The organism is Flintibacter faecis (genome assembly GCF_014287875.1).
GTDB classification, from domain to species: Bacteria; Bacillota; Clostridia; order Oscillospirales; family Oscillospiraceae; genus Lawsonibacter; species Lawsonibacter faecis_A.
Genome location: NZ_JACOPN010000005.1, coordinates 222,830 through 239,242, shown reverse-complemented (window position 1 = coordinate 239,242; position 16,413 = coordinate 222,830). Strand labels below are relative to the sequence as shown.

Annotated in this window: 11 protein-coding genes; 6 read left to right on the top strand and 5 right to left on the bottom strand. The window is 64.3% G+C overall.

Annotation, left to right across the window (positions count from 1 at the left end; genetic code table 11):
• Positions 1-55: 55 nt before the first annotated feature.
• On the top strand, positions 56-496 hold the full coding sequence (rpiB, locus tag H8S55_RS08950) for a ribose 5-phosphate isomerase B (protein ID WP_186878673.1): 441 nt from the start codon (positions 56-58) through the stop codon (positions 494-496).
• Between the two features lie 56 nt (positions 497-552).
• Here rpiB and rlmH read toward each other — a convergent pair whose 3' ends face one another.
• From rlmH to gpr, 5 genes are all read right to left on the bottom strand, one after another.
• The gene (rlmH, locus tag H8S55_RS08945) at positions 553-1,035 is read right to left on the bottom strand and encodes a 23S rRNA (pseudouridine(1915)-N(3))-methyltransferase RlmH (protein WP_186878672.1); all 483 of its coding nucleotides are present in this window, start codon (positions 1,033-1,035) and stop codon (positions 553-555) included.
• The gene (locus tag H8S55_RS08940; RefSeq protein WP_147563351.1) at positions 1,029-1,862 is read right to left on the bottom strand and encodes an MBL fold metallo-hydrolase; all 834 of its coding nucleotides are present in this window, start codon (positions 1,860-1,862) and stop codon (positions 1,029-1,031) included. Before H8S55_RS08940 ends, rlmH begins: the two co-directional genes overlap by 7 nt.
• 34 nt (positions 1,863-1,896) lie before the next feature.
• Positions 1,897-3,192 (bottom strand): UDP-N-acetylglucosamine 1-carboxyvinyltransferase, encoded by a 1,296-nt coding sequence (murA, locus tag H8S55_RS08935; protein ID WP_186878671.1) that lies wholly within the window; start codon positions 3,190-3,192, stop codon positions 1,897-1,899.
• Positions 3,193-3,465: 273 nt separating this feature from the next.
• Positions 3,466-4,728 carry a radical SAM family heme chaperone HemW gene (gene hemW / locus H8S55_RS08930; protein ID WP_186878670.1) on the bottom strand — a complete coding sequence of 421 codons (1,263 nt, stop codon included), beginning with the start codon at positions 4,726-4,728 and terminating at the stop codon, positions 3,466-3,468.
• Between the two features lie 1,333 nt (positions 4,729-6,061).
• Positions 6,062-6,955 carry a GPR endopeptidase gene (gene gpr, locus H8S55_RS08925; RefSeq protein WP_186878669.1) on the bottom strand — a complete coding sequence of 298 codons (894 nt, stop codon included), beginning with the start codon at positions 6,953-6,955 and terminating at the stop codon, positions 6,062-6,064.
• A gap of 196 nt (positions 6,956-7,151) precedes the next feature.
• Between gpr and rpsT the strand changes: the two genes are divergently transcribed.
• The 5 genes from rpsT (at position 7,152) to H8S55_RS08900 (ending at position 16,241) form a co-directional block, all read left to right on the top strand.
• Positions 7,152-7,415, top strand: coding sequence for a 30S ribosomal protein S20 (gene rpsT, locus H8S55_RS08920; RefSeq protein ID WP_147563347.1), 264 nt, complete (start codon positions 7,152-7,154; stop codon positions 7,413-7,415).
• Positions 7,416-7,651: 236 nt separating this feature from the next.
• On the top strand, positions 7,652-8,509 hold the full coding sequence (locus H8S55_RS08915; RefSeq protein ID WP_186878668.1) for a YihY/virulence factor BrkB family protein: 858 nt from the start codon (positions 7,652-7,654) through the stop codon (positions 8,507-8,509).
• A gap of 402 nt (positions 8,510-8,911) precedes the next feature.
• The gene (locus H8S55_RS08910; protein ID WP_186878667.1) at positions 8,912-13,699 is read left to right on the top strand and encodes a nicotinate-nicotinamide nucleotide adenylyltransferase; all 4,788 of its coding nucleotides are present in this window, start codon (positions 8,912-8,914) and stop codon (positions 13,697-13,699) included.
• 222 nt (positions 13,700-13,921) lie between these two features.
• Positions 13,922-15,160 (top strand): lactate dehydrogenase, encoded by a 1,239-nt coding sequence (locus tag H8S55_RS08905; RefSeq protein ID WP_186878666.1) that lies wholly within the window; start codon positions 13,922-13,924, stop codon positions 15,158-15,160.
• A gap of 13 nt (positions 15,161-15,173) precedes the next feature.
• On the top strand, positions 15,174-16,241 hold the full coding sequence (locus H8S55_RS08900) for a flavodoxin family protein (protein ID WP_243200533.1): 1,068 nt from the start codon (positions 15,174-15,176) through the stop codon (positions 16,239-16,241).
• The last annotated feature ends 172 nt before the right edge of the window (positions 16,242-16,413 follow it).

The following is a 16,413-nucleotide window of genomic DNA, read 5'->3' as shown; positions in this document are numbered from 1 at the left end:
GCAAGCAGCGCCCGGTCTTCCGGCGCGTGACATAGACACTAGGAGGAACATCACTATGATCGCAATCGCTTCTGATCACGGCGGGTATCCCTTGAAGGAGCACATCAAGGCCTATCTGGCCGCCAAGGGCATCACCTGTCAGGACTTCGGCACCGACAGCACCGAGAGCTGCGACTACCCCGCCTTCGGTAAGGCCGCCGCCCAGGCCGTGGCCTCCGGCCAGTGCCAGTGGGGCATCGTCATCTGCACCACCGGCATCGGCATCTCCATCGCCGCCAACAAGGTCCGGGGCATCCGCTGCGCCCTGTGCGGCGACCCTCTGTCCGCCTCCCTCACCCGGCGGCACAACAACGCCAACATGCTGGCCATGGGCGCGGGCATCGTGGGCAAAAACCTGGCCGAGAACATCGTGGACACCTTCCTGAACACCCAGTTCGAGGGCGGCCGCCACGAGCGCCGGGTCAACGCCCTGATGGCCATCGAGAACGACTGGTAACGCCGGATCTTTCTAAAAAAGCATCCTGTGCCGCGGCACAGGATGCTTTTTTATGCTTATTTGTGATAGCTGGAGCCCTCGTTGATCTTAAAGGCCCGATAGATCTGCTCCAGCACCATGACCCGGGCCAGGTGGTGGGGAAAGGTCATGGGGGACATGGACAGGCGGACCTTGGCCTCCTTTTTCAGGCTCTCCGCCAGACCGAAGGAGCCGCCGATGACAAAGACCAGGTGCCGGGCGGCGCTGTCCTGCCAGCTGCGCACCAGCCGGGCCAACTCCTGGCTGGAGTGGGGCTTGCCCTCCACGCACAGGGCCACCAGGCAGGAGTTCGGGGGGATCTTCCCCCGGATGTCCGCCGCCTCCCGCTCCAGGGCGGCGTCGATCTGGGCCCGGGAGGGGTTCTGGGGCAGGCGCTCCTCGGGCAGCTCGGTCAGCTCTAATTTACAATAGGCCCCCAGGCGCTTTTGATATTCGGCGCAGGCGGCCAGATAGAATTTCTCTTTCAGCTTGCCCACACAGATGAGATGTACGCTCAGCACAGGCTGCCCCCCTTCTCTCCCGCCGCGGCCAGCCGCCGCTCCAGGCGATAGGTGGGGCCCACCTCCGTGCGGGGGGCCACAGCCAGGGTGATGTCCCCCTCCGGGTCACAGCCCATGGCCCGCAGACGGCGGCGCACCGTCTCCAGCGCCCGGGCGGGGGTGTTGTTTTCTGCGGACAGGTGGGCCAGAACGACAATGCTGGCCCCGGACTGCACCCCCATGGCAGCCAGCTCCGCCCCGTCCTGGTTGGACAGGTGGCCGCGGTCGCCCATGATGCGCTGTTTCAGGGCATAGGGATAGGGCCCGGTACGCATCCAGTCCGGGTCGTAGTTGGTCTCGCACACCAGCAGGTCGCACCCGGCCACCGCCTGGCGCACCTGGTCGGTGACGTGGCCCAGGTCGGTACACAGGGCCATGGTCCGCCCCCCGCCGGACAGGACATAGCCCACGCTGCCCGCCGCGTCGTGGGGGGTGGCGAAGGGCTCCACCCACAGCTCGCCCACAGCAAAGCCAGCCCCCGGCAGTCGGCTCTGCAGCAGCTCCGCCCCGTGGGGGAGCTGATCTGCCAGCTGGCCGCAGGTGGCTGGGGCGGCATAAATGGTGGGGCGTATTTTCTTGGTGAGTACCGCCAGGCCGCTGACGTGGTCCCGGTGCTCGTGGGTGATCAGAATGGCGCTCAGCTCCGCCGGGTCCACCCCCAGGCTCTTCAGCCCGGTGGTGATGCGTCTGGCGGATATCCCGGCGTCCAGCAGCACATGGGTGTCTCCGCAGGAGACTAAAGCCGCATTTCCGCTGGAGCCGCTGGCCAGGGTGGTAAAGGTCAGCAAGGGTCTCGATCTCCTCTTACAAGTCTCGGGCGGGTCAGCCCACCTGGGCGGGGGCCTCCTCATCCGGGACCACAATGGTGCGGATGTCTGCGCCCACGGCGGACAGCTTTTCCACCAGGGTCTCATAGCCCCGCTCGATGTGATAGATGCCATCCACCTCGGTCACGCCATGGGCGGAAAGTCCGGCGATGACCATGGCAGCACCGGCCCGCAGATCGCAGGCGTGGACCGGAGCCCCGGTGAGCTGCTCCACCCCCTCGATGACGGCCACCTTGCCGTCCACCTGGATATGGGCCCCCATGCGGCGGAACTCGTCCACATAGCGATAGCGGTTCTCCCAGACCCCCTCGGTGAGCACGCTGGTCCCCTGGGCCAGACAGAGCACTGCGGCGATCTGAGGCTGCATGTCGGTGGGGAAGCCGGGGTAGGGCATGGTCTTCACGTTCACCCGGCTGATGGGGCCATCCCGGCGGACCAGCACCGCGTCGTCCTGCTCCTCCACATCCACCCCCATCTCCACCAGCTTGGCGGTGATGCAGTCCAGATGCTTGGGGATGACGTTTTTGATGAGCACTTCGCCCCCGGCGGCGGCCACGGCAGCCATATAGGTCCCCGCCTCGATCTGATCGGGGATGATGGAATAGGCCCCGCCGCTCAGCCGCTCTACCCCGCGGATCTTAATGACATCGGTGCCCGCACCCATGATGTCCGCGCCCATGGAGTTCAGGAAGTTGGCCAGGTCCACGATGTGGGGCTCCTTGGCGGCGTTCTCGATGACGGTCATGCCATTTGCCAGGGTGGCGGCCAGCATGATGTTCATGGTGGCCCCTACCGAGACCATGTCCAGATACACCTGGCCGCCGGCCAGACGGCCGCCGCCGGGGACCTGGGCGCAGATCAGGCCGTTGCGCACGTCTACCTCGGCCCCCATGGCCACAAAGCCCTTGATGTGCTGGTCGATGGGCCGTCCGCCCAGATCGCAGCCCCCGGGCAGGGGGACCTCCGCCCAGCCAAAGCGGCCCAACAGGGCCCCCACCAGGTAATAGCTGGCGCGGATCTTCCGGGCCAGGTCATAGGGCACCTGGCGGTTGCGGATGTGGGAGCAGTCCACGTCCACCGTATTCTTGTTCACCGTCTTTACGTCGGCACCCAGCTCCCGCAAAATCTGCAGGATCAGCGTCACGTCGCTGATCTGGGGAATGTTTTCAATGCGGCACACCCCGTCCACCATCAGGGCGGCGGGAATAATGGCCACGGCGGCATTCTTTGCGCCGCTGATCTCAATGGTCCCGTGGAGGGGGCGACCCCCATGGATTTGATACTTCGTCAAATCTTGCACCTTCCTCACGCCATACAAGGCAGTCATATGAAAAAACATGGCAGAGCCATATGTAAATATCCAAATTTCGGGCATTTCTCTCCCCCGTCAGGCCTTGGGGCACAGCAGGGCAGAATAAATCTTATACATTATAGCATCTTCTGATTCCGGTGGCAATAAATTTTGTCCCAGCAGGCGCAAATCGTCAATTTGAATGGAGGACCTTTTCTTTTCCAGGGCTTGCAGAAAGTCCCCCTGTCAAAATGACGGTTTTATGTCGCCCTGTCAGCCCTCCTGCTCCCCGCGGCCGGAGTAACGGGCCCTGGCCCGCACCAGCACGTCAGACAGCTGGGCCTGCTCCTGCCGGTCCAGCAGGTCGCCGATGAGCTGGTTGGACACCAAAAAGCCCTTTGGGGTGAAGCGCCAGCGGCCCTCCGCCGTCTTCTCCGCCCAGCCCTGGGCCTGAAACTCCTCCAGCCGCCGCTCCAGGGGGGCAAAGTCCATGAAATAGTTCCGGCGATACTCCCACTCCTCAATGCCCAGGGCGGTACGCAGGCGCAGCATGAGATACTCCCCGCACCGCTCCTGCCGGGGGATCAGTTCCTCGCTGTCCAGGATGCTGCCCCCCTCCAGCACACCCTGAATATAGGCATCCAGATCCCGGACAAAGGAATACCGCCGCCCGCCGAAGTCGGAGTGGGCTCCGGGGCCAAAGCCGATATAGGGCCGGGTGAGCCAATAGCGCAGGTTGTGCCGGGACTCGTGGCCGGGCTTGGCGAAGTTGGAGATCTCATACTGGGCAAAGCCCGCCCGCTCCAGCCGCCCCACCGTCCACAGATAGCGGTCGGCCTGGGTGTCGTCATCGGGCAGCACCTCCCCCGCCTCCACCCGCCGGGCCAGAGGGGTGCCCTCCTCCACCTTCAGACCATAGCAGGACAGGTGCTGGGGGATCAGGGACAGGGCGTGCTCCACCGTGGCGCGCCAGCTCTCCTCCGTCTGGCCGGGCAGACCGTAGATGAGGTCCAGGGACAGATTTTTAAATCCCGCCTTTTTTGCCATGGTCACGGCCTGGTCGGTCTGCTGCACGGTGTGGGGGCGGTGGACGGCGGCCAGTTCCTCCGGGCAGGCCGACTGCATCCCCAGGGAGATGCGGTTAAAGCCCGCCCGCCGCAGCCGCCTCAGGGAGCGCAGATCCACGCTGTCGGGGTTGGCCTCCAGGGTGATCTCCGCGTCCTTGTCCACGGGAAGCTGCTTTTTCAGGGCGGCCAAAATCTCCTTCAGCCGCTTCTCCCCGTACAGGCTGGGGGTGCCGCCGCCGAAATAGATGGTGTCCACCGGCACCTGGGCGATGGGAGCCGTCTCCGCGATGTGGGAGAGCAGGGCCTTTTGATATCGGTCCATCTGCTCCTCCCGCCCGGCCAGGGAGTAGAAATCACAGTAGTCGCATTTACTCTTGCAGAAGGGGATGTGAACATAAACGCCCAGCTTGTCCCCGCCGGGGGCGACAGCAGGGCGGTCCGCCTTCTTTTCTTTCTTGTGTCCGAACATGGGGTCTTTCCTCCTTGTTTTCACCCCTGATTATATCGAAAAATTGCGCTCCTGCATAGAGGGCGGGAGGAAATATTGTGGGGCAGGCCGCTTACAAAGCCTTCCCCCGGGGGAAGGTGGCACGGCGCAAGCACCCGCAAGGGGTACGCCGCATTCGTAAGGCAGCAAAGCTGCCAACGACTGCGCAGCCGTGACGGATGAGGGGAACGCTATCGACATTTGAGCGCTTCCGACGGAACGGCTATAGCCTTCGCCCTGCAGGGGAGAAGGTGGCATGGCGCAGCCATGACGGATGAGGGGGACCACGGGGGTGCAGCCGTTATCGACGGGCCGCTGGGGACAGCGGCCCCTACGAAATCTATCGTAACCCGGTGTAGGGGCGGATGTCCCCATCCGCCCGTTCGATGACCACCGCACTCAACGATACTCACCCTCATCCGGCCCCTTCGGGGCCACCTTCCCCCGGGGGAAGGTGGCACGGCGTAAGCACCCGCAAGGGGTACGCCGCATTCGTAAGGCAGCAAAGCTGCCAACGACTGCGCAGCCATGACGGATGAGGGGAACGCCATCGACATTTGAGCGCTCCCGACAGAACGGCTATAGCCTTCGCCCCGCAGGGGAGAAGGTGGCATGGCGCAGCCATGACGGATGAGGGGGACCACGGGGGTGCATACGCCAACGACGGGCCGACACGGAGGTCGGCCCCTACGGCGTGTCACGTAGGTTGTCTGTAGGGGCGGACCTCTGTGTCCGCCCTCGATGACCACCGCACTCAACGATACTCACCCTCATCCGGCCCTGCGTGCCACCTTCCCCTGGGGGAAGGTGGCACGGCGTAAGCACCCGCAAGGGGTACGCCGCATTCGTAAGGCAGCAAAGCTGCCAACGACTGCGCAGCCGTGACGGATGAGGGGAACGCTATCGACATTTGAGCGCTCCCGACGGAACGGCTATCGCCTTCGCCCCGCAGGGGAGAAGGTGGCATGGCGCAGCCATGACGGATGAGGGGGATTTGCGGGGGTGCATACGCCAACGACGGGCCGACACGGAGGTCGGCCCCTACGGCGTGTCACGTAGGTTGTCTGTAGGGGCGGACCTCTGTGTCCGCCCTCGATGACCACCGCACTCAACGATACTCCCCCTCATCCGGCCCTGTGGGCCACCTTCCCTATCCCTTTTGTCCCTTCGGGACATTTCCCCTTGACAAGGGGAATCGGCCCCCTGGGAGGGGGAAGGCTATGACCGTTTAAACGCAAGAACTCACGGCCCTTCGGCGTTCCCCTCATCCGCCCCAGTGTGCCCACTGGGCCACCTTCCCCCGGGGAAGGCTTTTTTAACTCAATAACAGCTCCAGCTCCTCCAGGCCCAGGCTAGGCTGGAGGGCCATGCTGATGCCATAGCCCAGGATCTTGGACAGGTCGGCCACCTGGCGGTCGATGTCCCGGGGGGTGACCAGGATGTCCCGGCCCGGGGCGGACTGAGGCAGGCAGTCCGCCCCCAGCAGGTCGGCGGCCAGGGTGGCTCCCTCCACCACCGTGGGGACACCCACCGCCAGCACGGGCACCCCCAGGCTCTCTTGATCCAAGGCCGCCCGGTGATTGCCCACGCCGGAGCCAGGGGAGATGCCCGTGTCCGCCAGCTGCACCGTGCGGCACAGCCGCCCCAGACTGCGGGAGGCCAGGGCATCCACCGCAATGACACAGCAGGGCCGGATGCTTTGGCAGACGGAGGCCACCAGCTCCCGGCTCTCCAGTCCCGTGCTGCCCATCACCTCCGCCGCCACAGAGGCCACCGGGCGCAGATGGCCGAACTGCTCCGGCATCCGCCCCACCAGATGGCGGGTGACCAGGGTGCAGTCGTGGACCAGGGGGCCGATGGCGTCGGGGGTGATGGCCCGGTTGCCCAGCCCGGCCACCAGCACCGGGCCCCGGTCCAGGTCCACCTGCTCCAGCAGCGCTCCCAGCTCGGCGGCCACCGCCTCCACTGCCCGGGGAAAGGCCCCGTCCGCCCTTGTCTCCACCCCCTCCAGGGTCAGGGTGATATAGGTCCCCCGGGGCTTGCCCAGGGCCCGCTCTCCCGTCTTGTCCAGCACTCGCACCACCGTGACGGGCATACCCGCCCGCTCCCGTTCCTCCGCCTGCACTCCGGGCAACTCGGCGGCTTGCCCCGCCCGCTCCTGCCACAGCTCCCGGGCCTCCATGGCCAGGTCGGTCCGTCTCAGATCCAAAGCGCCCTGCTCCCTTCTCATTTTCGTGGTTTTTGCCGGATTTTTCCCAGGAATCCGCATCTAATTTCAGTCTATCCAAAATTCTAAAAAAAATTGAAAAAAACAGTTGCATTTTCTGGGGGTGGGTGTTAAAATACATATCTGCACAGGCATATTGTGCCTAATTTAACGATGAAAATCGGAGGAGGTGTTTGGTTTGCCGAATATCAAGTCTGCCAAAAAGCGCGTCCTGGTATCCCAGACCAAGGCTGCCCAGAACAAGGCTGCTAAGTCCGCGCTGAAGACCGAGCTGAAGAAGTTTGACACCGCTGTGGCGGAAGGCAACCGCAGCGAGGCCGATGTCGCTTACAAGGTGGCCGTCAAGGCCGTGGATCAGGCCGCTGCCAAGGGGCTGCTGCACAAGAAGAACGCTGCCAACAAGAAGAGCAGCATGACCATCAAGCTGAACAAGCTGGCCTGAGGTCTGCAACGTCGAAAGCCGTCTGTTTTACAGGCGGCTTTTTTCGTACCTAATTCAGATGTGGAATCCCTCAGTCATCGCCTGCGGCGATGCCAGCTAGCCCTATCCCTTTTGTCCCTTCGGGACATTTCCCCTTGATAAGGGGAATCGGCCTTTCACAAGGGGGCCTCTGTCATTGCGAGGAGGGCAACGCCCGACGCGGCAATCCGTATCTAAATCTGAAAGGAGTCCCCGCCATGCTGGAACGCCTGATCTCTCTGCCCCCTGTCTCCTTCTGTCTGGAGGTGTGGGACACCTACGCCCGGGCGGGAATTTCCCGCTCCGCCGCCGCCCTGGCCTATTACCTGGTGCTGACCCTGTTTCCCCTGGTCATGTGCGTGAACTATCTCATCGGGCTGTTCCACTTTGATCTGGAGCAGGTGCTTCAGGCTGCCGACGCTCTGCTCCCCGCCGGGGTAACGGGGGTGCTGGGGGACTATCTGGCCTATGTGGCCGGGGTCCGCTCCCCTGCCCTGCTGTGGGCCAGCGTGTTCACCATTTTGATCTCCGCCTCCGCCGGGCTGCGCACCCTGTTTCTGGCCCTGGACGAACTATACGAGGTCCGGCGGCCCATGGGCATCAAGGCCACGCTGCTCAGTGTGGTCCTGTCCGCCCTATTTTTGGTCACCATCTACTTCTCCGTGGTGGTCATCTTCACCGGGGACTGGTTTTTCCGCCTCTTAGAGCAGCATCTGCCCCGGCCCTTAAAGCAGCTGATCTCCCTGGCCCGGGTGTCCGGGCTGTGGGGCTGGCTGCGGTATCTGGTGCTGTTCTGCGCAGTGCTGCTTCTGGTGCTGGCCCTCTATCGGGCGGGCACCCCGCCCCGGGCCATGCCCCGGCGCACCCTGCGCTTTGCCGCCCTGCTCACCGCCCTGGCCATGGCGGTGTGCTCCGGGGTGTTCTCCTGGTTCATCGGCATGTCCTCCCGCTATGCCCTGGTCTATGGCTCCCTGGCCTCCCTCATCATCCTGCTGGTGTGGCTGTACCTGTGCGGCAACATCCTCCTGCTGGGCGCCGCCGTCAGCCGCACCTGGGTGATCCGGCGGACGAGGTGAAAACCGGATCGCCGCATCGGGCTGTGCCCTTTTCGCAATGACAGGCTTTTTTGACCGTCTGTGTGAGCCGTCTGTTGTGGCAGACGGCTCACTTCTTTTTATCACGCTTACCGCACAAATACAGCACGAGGGACGCGACGCTCCACTTTTCTTCCCCCGGTATTTGTGATAAAATTTATTTGATATTTTATCCGCCGTTCTCTTAACAGGCTGTCAAAAAAGCCTGTCATTGCGAGGAGACCCAACGGGTCGACGTGGCAATCCGTTCCCAAAACCCATGATTATAAGCAGATTTCTAGTCTTTGAGTTACGGATTCCCACGTCGCTTCGCTCCTCGGAATGACAGAAAAGGGTTTATCGACACGCTGTCTTAAATCCCCTCCCCAAGAAAGGTGGTCCCCTATGCACGAAAAGATGATCCGACAGTTCAACAGCGACGTGGCTGAGGCCCTCTCCGCCCGGCGGGCGGCAGGCATCACCAGCCGAAAGGCGGCCCTGGCCCTGCTGAAGGCCCCGGGCTGGACTGAGACTTTGAATGGGCTGCTGCCCATCCGCCGGCGGCTCACCTGTGCCCAGGCCCTGGAGCTGTGCCGCCAGCTGCCCGATCTGTTCTCCCCCGCCCCGGAGCAGGGCTGGCTGGCCTTCTGCTATGACTATATCCGCACCCATATGTTCCCGGACGGGCATTTCGTGCCCAGCCCCTCCCCATTCGATGCCGGAGCGGAGACCTATCTCACCGTGCTTCAGGTCCTGCTGGACCACGAGCGCTCGGTCCTGCCCTTCGACCCTCTTATTGATTTTCAGTTCTTGCCCGAGGAGGCGTATACCCCCTGCGATGCCGGGCGGGAGTATGGCCGCTTTCTGACCGCCTGGCGGCAGGAGTTCGTCTATGAACTGCTGCGCCTGGGGGACGAGGTGACCCCCTTCCGCACCCTGGGTCACATCGCCGGGGTCCACTATATCGCCATGACCGCCGCCCGGGGGCTGGCCGGTGCGGGGGTGGAGGTGGACCTGGCCCTCATCTCTGCCGCCGCCGCCGCCCACGACGTGGGCAAGTTCGGCTGCCGGGCGGGGGAGCGGGTCCCCTATCTCCACTACTACTACACCGACCAGTGGCTTACCGCCCGAAAGCTGGAGGGCATCAGCCACATCGCCGCCAACCACTCCGTGTGGGACCTGGAGCTGGAGTCCCTGTCGGTGGAATCCCTGCTGCTCATCTATGCCGACTTCCGCTCCAAACAGGACCGGGACGACCGGGGACAGGAGATCACCGTGCTCTATCCCCTGGACCAGTCCTTCCAGGTCATCCTGTCCAAGCTGGACGGGGTGGACTCCACCAAGCGCCGCCGGTATCAGCTGGTGTACGGCCGCCTCCACGACTTTGAAGATTACATGCGCCGTCTGGGGGTGGACGTGGCCCTGTCCGGCCACCCGGAGCCCCCCATCCCCCATAAGGATGCCGCCCTCATGGGCCCGGAGGAGACTCTGGACAACTTGATCGGCCTGTCGGTGGACCACAACCTGCGGCTGATGCACATGCTGTCTAACGAGCAGAAATTCGGCAACATCATCGAGTCCGCCCGCTCCACCAAGAGCTGGCAGCAGCTGCGGGCCTATTTGAACATCTTTGAGGAGTACTTCACCTATCTGTCCGTGCGGCAGAAGACCCAGGCCCTGGCCTTTCTCTATGAGCTGCTGGTCCACCGGGAGGGCGACATCCGCCGTCAGGCGGGCGGCCTCATCGGCCAGATCATCGCCCGCTTCCACCTGGTCTATCAAAAGGAGCTCCCCGCCCACGCCGACCACGACCCGGCGGAGGAGGTCCCCTTCCAGCTGTGGGAGCAGTATCTGGGGCTGATCGTCTATCCCGACCACAAGACCACCCCCCAGCAGCGCTCCCACATCGGCTATACTCTGAAGCTGGTGGTGGGCTCTATGCTCCAGCACGCCCGTCCCCAGGACATCCCCCGCTTTCTGGGGGCCCTGCTGGACTATTACCAGGACCCCGCCGCCCTGTCGGCGGACACCGCCTTTACCCTGCTGGACGCCATCCGCTATCTGCCCCAGCAGTACTACGGGGAGCAGACCCGGGACAGACTCATCGACTTTGCCGCCTATTTTCTCGCCCGGGGGGAGCTGCGCCTGACCATCGCCGCCCTGGAATTCCTGCGGGAGGCCCAGCGCTCCCTGAACAAGGGGCACCCCCAGATGGGCCGCATCGTGTCCATCGTCCGCTCCATGCAGCCCGAAGCGCTGACGGCCATCTTCCTGAAATATAAGGTCCTCCGCCGGGCCGGGGTAAACGACCCCGCGCTGGAGCAGACCCTCTACCACATGGATATCACCAGCGAGGTGTTTCTGGACAACCTGAAAACCGCCACCCCCTGGATCGTCAAGGTAGCCGGGGTGGAACTGCTGCGGGACCAGGTAGAGCACGGTCTGGACACCCACACCCTGCACATCGCCGCCCATTTCTCCAACCTGGTCAAGGTGTCTGAGCGGGTGGTGGTGCGGCACACCGCCGGCGCTGCCCTGGTGCGCACCCTGTCCCTGCTGCGCCGGGACCAGCGCAACGAGGTGGTGGTAGAGCTGGGCAAGGGGCTGGAGATGGGCCAGTATGAGATATCCAAGTATATCCCCCAGTATCTGGGCCAGGCCGCCCTGTATCTCCACCCCAGCGAGCTGGACGAGCAGGTGATCTGGCTGCGGGGGCTGCTGGCCTCCCCCAGCGACTCCGCCGTGTCCGGGGCCCTGAACACCATCGGCGTGCTGCTGGAGAACTACCCCGCCTATTTAGAGCGCTTCCCCCAGCCCTACTCCGCCTTTGAGCACCGGCGGCAGGAGCTGCTGGGCCTGCTTCTCCAGGGCCTGGCCCACTACCGGGAGGCGGTGCGGCAGGAGGCCCTGCTGGTCATCGGCAAGCTGCTGTTCGAGTCCCGGGAGCTGTCCCTGGGGGAGAAGAGCCGCCTGTTCGCCCTGTGCTACCGCAAGCTGCTGTTTCTCATTCTGGAGTCGGCGGACCAGAGCCGCCTGACCTTCTTCTATCGGGCCGCCGCCCTGGCCCACATCAACCGGTTCATCGCCCTGCACCGGCTGGACCATGGCCCATTCTCCTTCCAGCCGCCCCGAAAGATCGCCTTCTTCCCCGGCACCTTCGACCCCTTTACCCTGTCCCACAAGGGCATCGTCCAGGCCATCCGGGATCTGGGCTTTGAGGTCTATCTGGCGGTGGACGAGTTCTCCTGGTCCAAAAAGGCCCAGCCCCACCTCATCCGGCGGCAGATCGTCAACCTGTCCGTGGCGGGGGACTTCCACGTCCATCTGTTCCCCGACGACATCCCGGTGAACATCGCCAACCCTGACGACCTGCACCGGCTCAGCCAGCTGTTCCCCGGCCAGGAGCTGTACATTGTGGCGGGCAGCGACGTGGTGGCCAACGCCTCCTGCTATAAGGCCCCGCCCCGCCCCTGGTCCATCCACGGGATGAACCACGTGATCTTCCGCCGGGCCGGGGAAAAACCTCTGCCCAAAAAGCTGCCCGTCACCGGCCAGGTGCTCCATCTGCAGCTGCCCCCCCACCTGGAGGACATCAGCTCCACCCGTATCCGGGAGAACGTGGACCTGAACCGGGACATCTCCACCCTGGTGGCCCCGGTGATCCAGGACTTTATCTATCAGAACGGCCTGTATCTCCGGGACACCCCGGACAAGCCCCTGCTGTACGCCGGAGACCTGGAGTTCCAGTGGGAGGAGTCCCCCACCCGGCCTCTGGTGGAGGAGCTCACCGCCGGGCTTGCCGGGGGAGAGGCCCTGGGGCAGGCTATCCTCCGCCGCCACGACCGGGTACTGCTGCTGCGCCGCACGGGGGCGGGCCGGCCCCTGGGCTTTGTCAGCTATCGCCTGCTGCCCACCTCTCAGCTCTTTGATGCCCTGGGGGACAGTGACCTTGCCAACCGGGTGCGCCTGCGGGCAGCGGGCAACGTGCTCTTCCTCACTGCCCTGACGGCAGACACCGCCCACAAGCACAGGGACTATGCCCAGCTGCTGCTCAGCGAACTGCTGGCCCGGGCCCTGGAAAAGGAGTATGTCTACGCCGTCTTCGCCCCCCACGACGGGCTGCTGCCCCCCATTCTGGAGGACACCCTGGCCCGCTCCGGCTTTGTTCCCCGGGAGGGGGAGGCCCCCATCCGGGAGGTGGATATGCGCTCACCCACCGTGCTGCTGCAGAATCTGGAGACCACCATTCAGGAGCCCCTGTGCCGCAACAGCCGGGTGCTCACCGCCATCCGCCGCAGCCACGAGCGGCTGCAGCGCTCCATCGCCGCCCTGTACCCCGGCTCCCTGGTGCTGACCCTGTCGGCGGACATCATCCACCACCGGCTGCTGGAGAAGATCACCGCCTGGAACAACGTGCCCTCCACTCCCACCAGCCCCAGGGTGCTGGGGGAGAACATGTGCGTCCCCTTCGGCAAGCTCCTCCGGGGCAAGATCGTCCCCAACACCGTCACCAAAACGGTCCACACCGACAAGGTCTACTCCCCCGACCTGAAGGAGAGCAGCATCGAGGCCTTCCCCTACTACAGCTCCATCCCCAACCAGATCCGCACCATCAAGTCCTTTGGCCGCCCGGTGATCCTAGTGGACGACCTGATGCACCCCGGCTTCCGGCTCCACGCCCTGGACCCCATCCTGCAGCAGGAGGACGTGCCCATCCGCATGGTGCTGGTGGGCATTCTGTCCGGCTATGGCCGGGACCTGATGCGCTCCTGGGACCGGCCGGTGGACGGGGTCTATTTCCTGCCCCAGCTGCGGCAATGGTTTATCGAGGCCACCCTGTACCCCTTCATCGGCGGCAACACCGTCCGCCGACCCAGGTCCCCGGTGCCCGGTCTGCTGCCCGGAGTGAACCACATCCTGCCCTACGCCGCCCCACCTTGTCAGACCGAGTGTGGGCGGGAGGCCGCCCTTCAGCTCTCCCGCACCTGTCTGGAGTGCGCCCGGGACGTGCTGTCCACCCTGGAGCAGGAGTATCTGGCCCTGTATGGCCGCAACCTGACCCTGTCCCGCCTGCCCGAGGCGGTCATCCTCCCCCTGTGCCCGGACAAGGGCACCTGCCTGGGCTATGACCCCAACCTGTCCGCCTCCGTCTACCTGGAAAACGATCTGGAGCAGCTGCTGCGGCAGATGTGAAAAAAGAGACGGATCGCCACGTCGCTTTGCTCCTCGCAATGACAGTGAACGGAGGCCAGCACGCTTTATTTGACGATCGTCCTAAATTTGGTCGTCATTGCGAGAAGGGGCGCAGGCTCCTTACCAACTCCTACCTCCTACCTCCTAACTCCTACCTCCTAACTCCTAACTCCTAACTCCTAACTCCTACCTCCTAACTTTAATAAAAAGGTGATGGTTTCCATGTATTATTACGACTACAGCGGTCACGCCCTGGTCTCCCTCTCCCCTCTGTCCGGCTTTGGGCCGGAGGTCCCCCCGGTGACCCAGGGGCATCTGTTCGCCCCGGTGGCGGGGGACCCGGTGCTGGGCCGGGGCTCCTTCCGGGTCAGCTGTCCCGGCCAGCTTGCCGCCCCCCACGGTCTGGAGGTACTGGATGCCTCCCGCCTGCCCCGGACAGAGGTGGACGAGGCCTGTGCCGCCGCCATCCAAGAGGGCCGTCTCACCGCCGTGAACATGTCCCGCCCCGGGTGGGAGGCCCTGCTGGACCTTCAGCCCTCCCCCAGGAAGAAGCGGGTGAACGTGCTGGCCATCGGGGATGTGGGCTCCACCCTGCTCATGGGCCTGAAGCTGCTGGGGGGGGATGTGATCGACTCCATCGGCATCTGCGACCTGTCCGACCAGATCACCGCCCGGTGGGAGTTCGAGCTGGGCCAGATCGCCCTGCCCTGGAACTATAACGCCCTGCCCGAGGTGGAGGTCATCCCCCCGGAAAAGCTGTTTGACGGGGACGTGTTCGTCTTTGTGGCCTCCAAGGGCATCCCCCCGGTGGGCTCCCAGGTGAAGGACGTGCGCATGGCCCAGTTCCAGGCCAACGCCGGCATCGTCAAGCACTATGCCCGCATGGCCCGGGCGGCAAACTATCAGGGCCTGTGGTGCGCCGTGTCCGACCCGGTGGACCCCCTGGCCAAGACCGCCTATCTGGAGAGCAACAAGGACGAGAACGGCGCTTGGGACGGCAAGGGTCTGCGGCCCGAGCAGGTCCAGGGCTTCGGCCTGGGGGTGATGAACGCCCGGGCGGCCTATTACGCCAAGCGGGACGAGAAATTCGCCGGCTTCCTCACCGAGGGCCGCTCCTTCGGCCCCCACGGCACCGGATTGACCATCGCCAACTCCATCGACCACTATGACGATGCCCTGTCCCAGGAGCTGACAGAGCTCACCGTGACGGCCAACCTGAAAATGCGGGCGCTGGGCTTTAAGCCCTATGTGGCCCCCGCCCTGTCCTCCGGGGCTCTGTCCCTGCTGCTCACCCTGCGGGGGGAGTGGCACTGCGGCTCCGTCTTTTTAGACGGCATCTACATGGGCGTGAAGAACCGGTTCACCCCCGCCGGGGTGGAGACCGAGCTGCTGCCCCACATCCCAGACCCCCTGTTCGCCCACATCCGGGCGGCGGCGGACCACCTGAAAACCATTTTGTAAAGAGGGTGACGGTATGTCCCTGGTCCTCATCCATCCCGCCCCGGACGAGGGGTGGGCGGACATGCGCCTTGCCGACGTGCTGTCCCACGCCCTGGCCGGACGTCAGGTGCGGGTCATTCGCCGGGCGGAGGAGCTGAACGATCTGACCGGGCAGCGGCTGCTCTTCGCCGCCGCCCTTGGGGAATACGGCGTGAATCTGGAGCTGACCCGGATGCTCTCCGCCCTGCGCCGCACCCCCGATCTGCTCAGCGGCGCTACGGCGGGTATTATCGTCGACGGGTTGTCCCCGCTGTATACCAAATCCACCGCCGGGGAGCTGGCCCTGGCGGCCAACCTGGCCGGCTGTGCCCTGGTGGGCCGCCCCCTGGTGGAGGGGGCGGGGCAGCTGCACAACTTCCGCATCCAGGCCAAAAACGCCGGGACCGACCTGCTGGGGGCCTATCGTGCCTCCGCCGCCGACCTGGCCCAGCGGGTGGAGACGGCGGGCTTTCCCGCCCGGGAGAAGCCGGAGCTGCTGGTGCTCCACGCCTCCAGCCACCACACCTCCAACACCATGGCCCTGTGGGAGCGGACAAAACAGCACCTGAGGGAGGACATCCTGTGCACCGAGATCGGTCTGCGCAACGGCACCCTGTCCGACTGCTCCGGCTGTCCCTATACCATGTGCCTGCACTTTGGGGAGCGGGGGGGCTGCTTCTACGGCGGCGTGATGCAGGAGGCAGTCTATCCCGCCCTGCGCCGGTGCGCCGGAGTGATGATGCTCTGCCCCAACTATAACGACGCCCTGTCCGCCAACCTCACCGCCTGCGTCAACCGCCTGACCGCCCTGTTCCGCCAGCAGCGGTTCTATGACAAGGCCCTGTTCGCCATCGTGGTCTCCGGCTACTCCGGCGGGGACATCGTGGCCCGGCAGCTGATCGACGGGCTGAATATGAACAAGTCCTTCTATCTCCCCGCCCGCTTTGCCATGATCGAAACGGCCAACGACCCCGGCGAGGCCCTGGCCCTGTCCGGCATTGAAAGCCGGGTGGAAGCTTTCGCCGCCCGGGTGAAGAAGACCCTGCTGGAGGGGGAGGAATAGGAGGAGACTTCAAAAAGGAGTATATTGAAAACGGCAGAAGCCCTTGCAAATAAAGGGCTTCTGCCGTTTTCTTATGCCTGTTTGCCACTTGTTTGTCGATTAAATCCGCAATAAGACACTGAAAGAAAATGATAAGCGGCAATGGGGGCGGGGCAAGTGACGAAAACCCACC

What these genes read in the sequence shown, in the direction of transcription:
- hemW (WP_186878670.1), bottom strand. Translation starts at nt 4,728, where the DNA reads ATGTTCGGACACAAGAAAGAAAAGAAGGCGGACCGCCCTGCTGTCGCC.
- rpiB (WP_186878673.1), top strand. Translation starts at nt 56, where the DNA reads ATGATCGCAATCGCTTCTGATCACGGCGGGTATCCCTTGAAGGAGCAC.
- H8S55_RS08910 (WP_186878667.1), top strand. Translation starts at nt 8,912, where the DNA reads ATGCACGAAAAGATGATCCGACAGTTCAACAGCGACGTGGCTGAGGCC.
- H8S55_RS08900 (WP_243200533.1), top strand. Translation starts at nt 15,174, where the DNA reads ATGTCCCTGGTCCTCATCCATCCCGCCCCGGACGAGGGGTGGGCGGAC.
- H8S55_RS08905 (WP_186878666.1), top strand. Translation starts at nt 13,922, where the DNA reads ATGTATTATTACGACTACAGCGGTCACGCCCTGGTCTCCCTCTCCCCT.
- H8S55_RS08915 (WP_186878668.1), top strand. Translation starts at nt 7,652, where the DNA reads ATGCTGGAACGCCTGATCTCTCTGCCCCCTGTCTCCTTCTGTCTGGAG.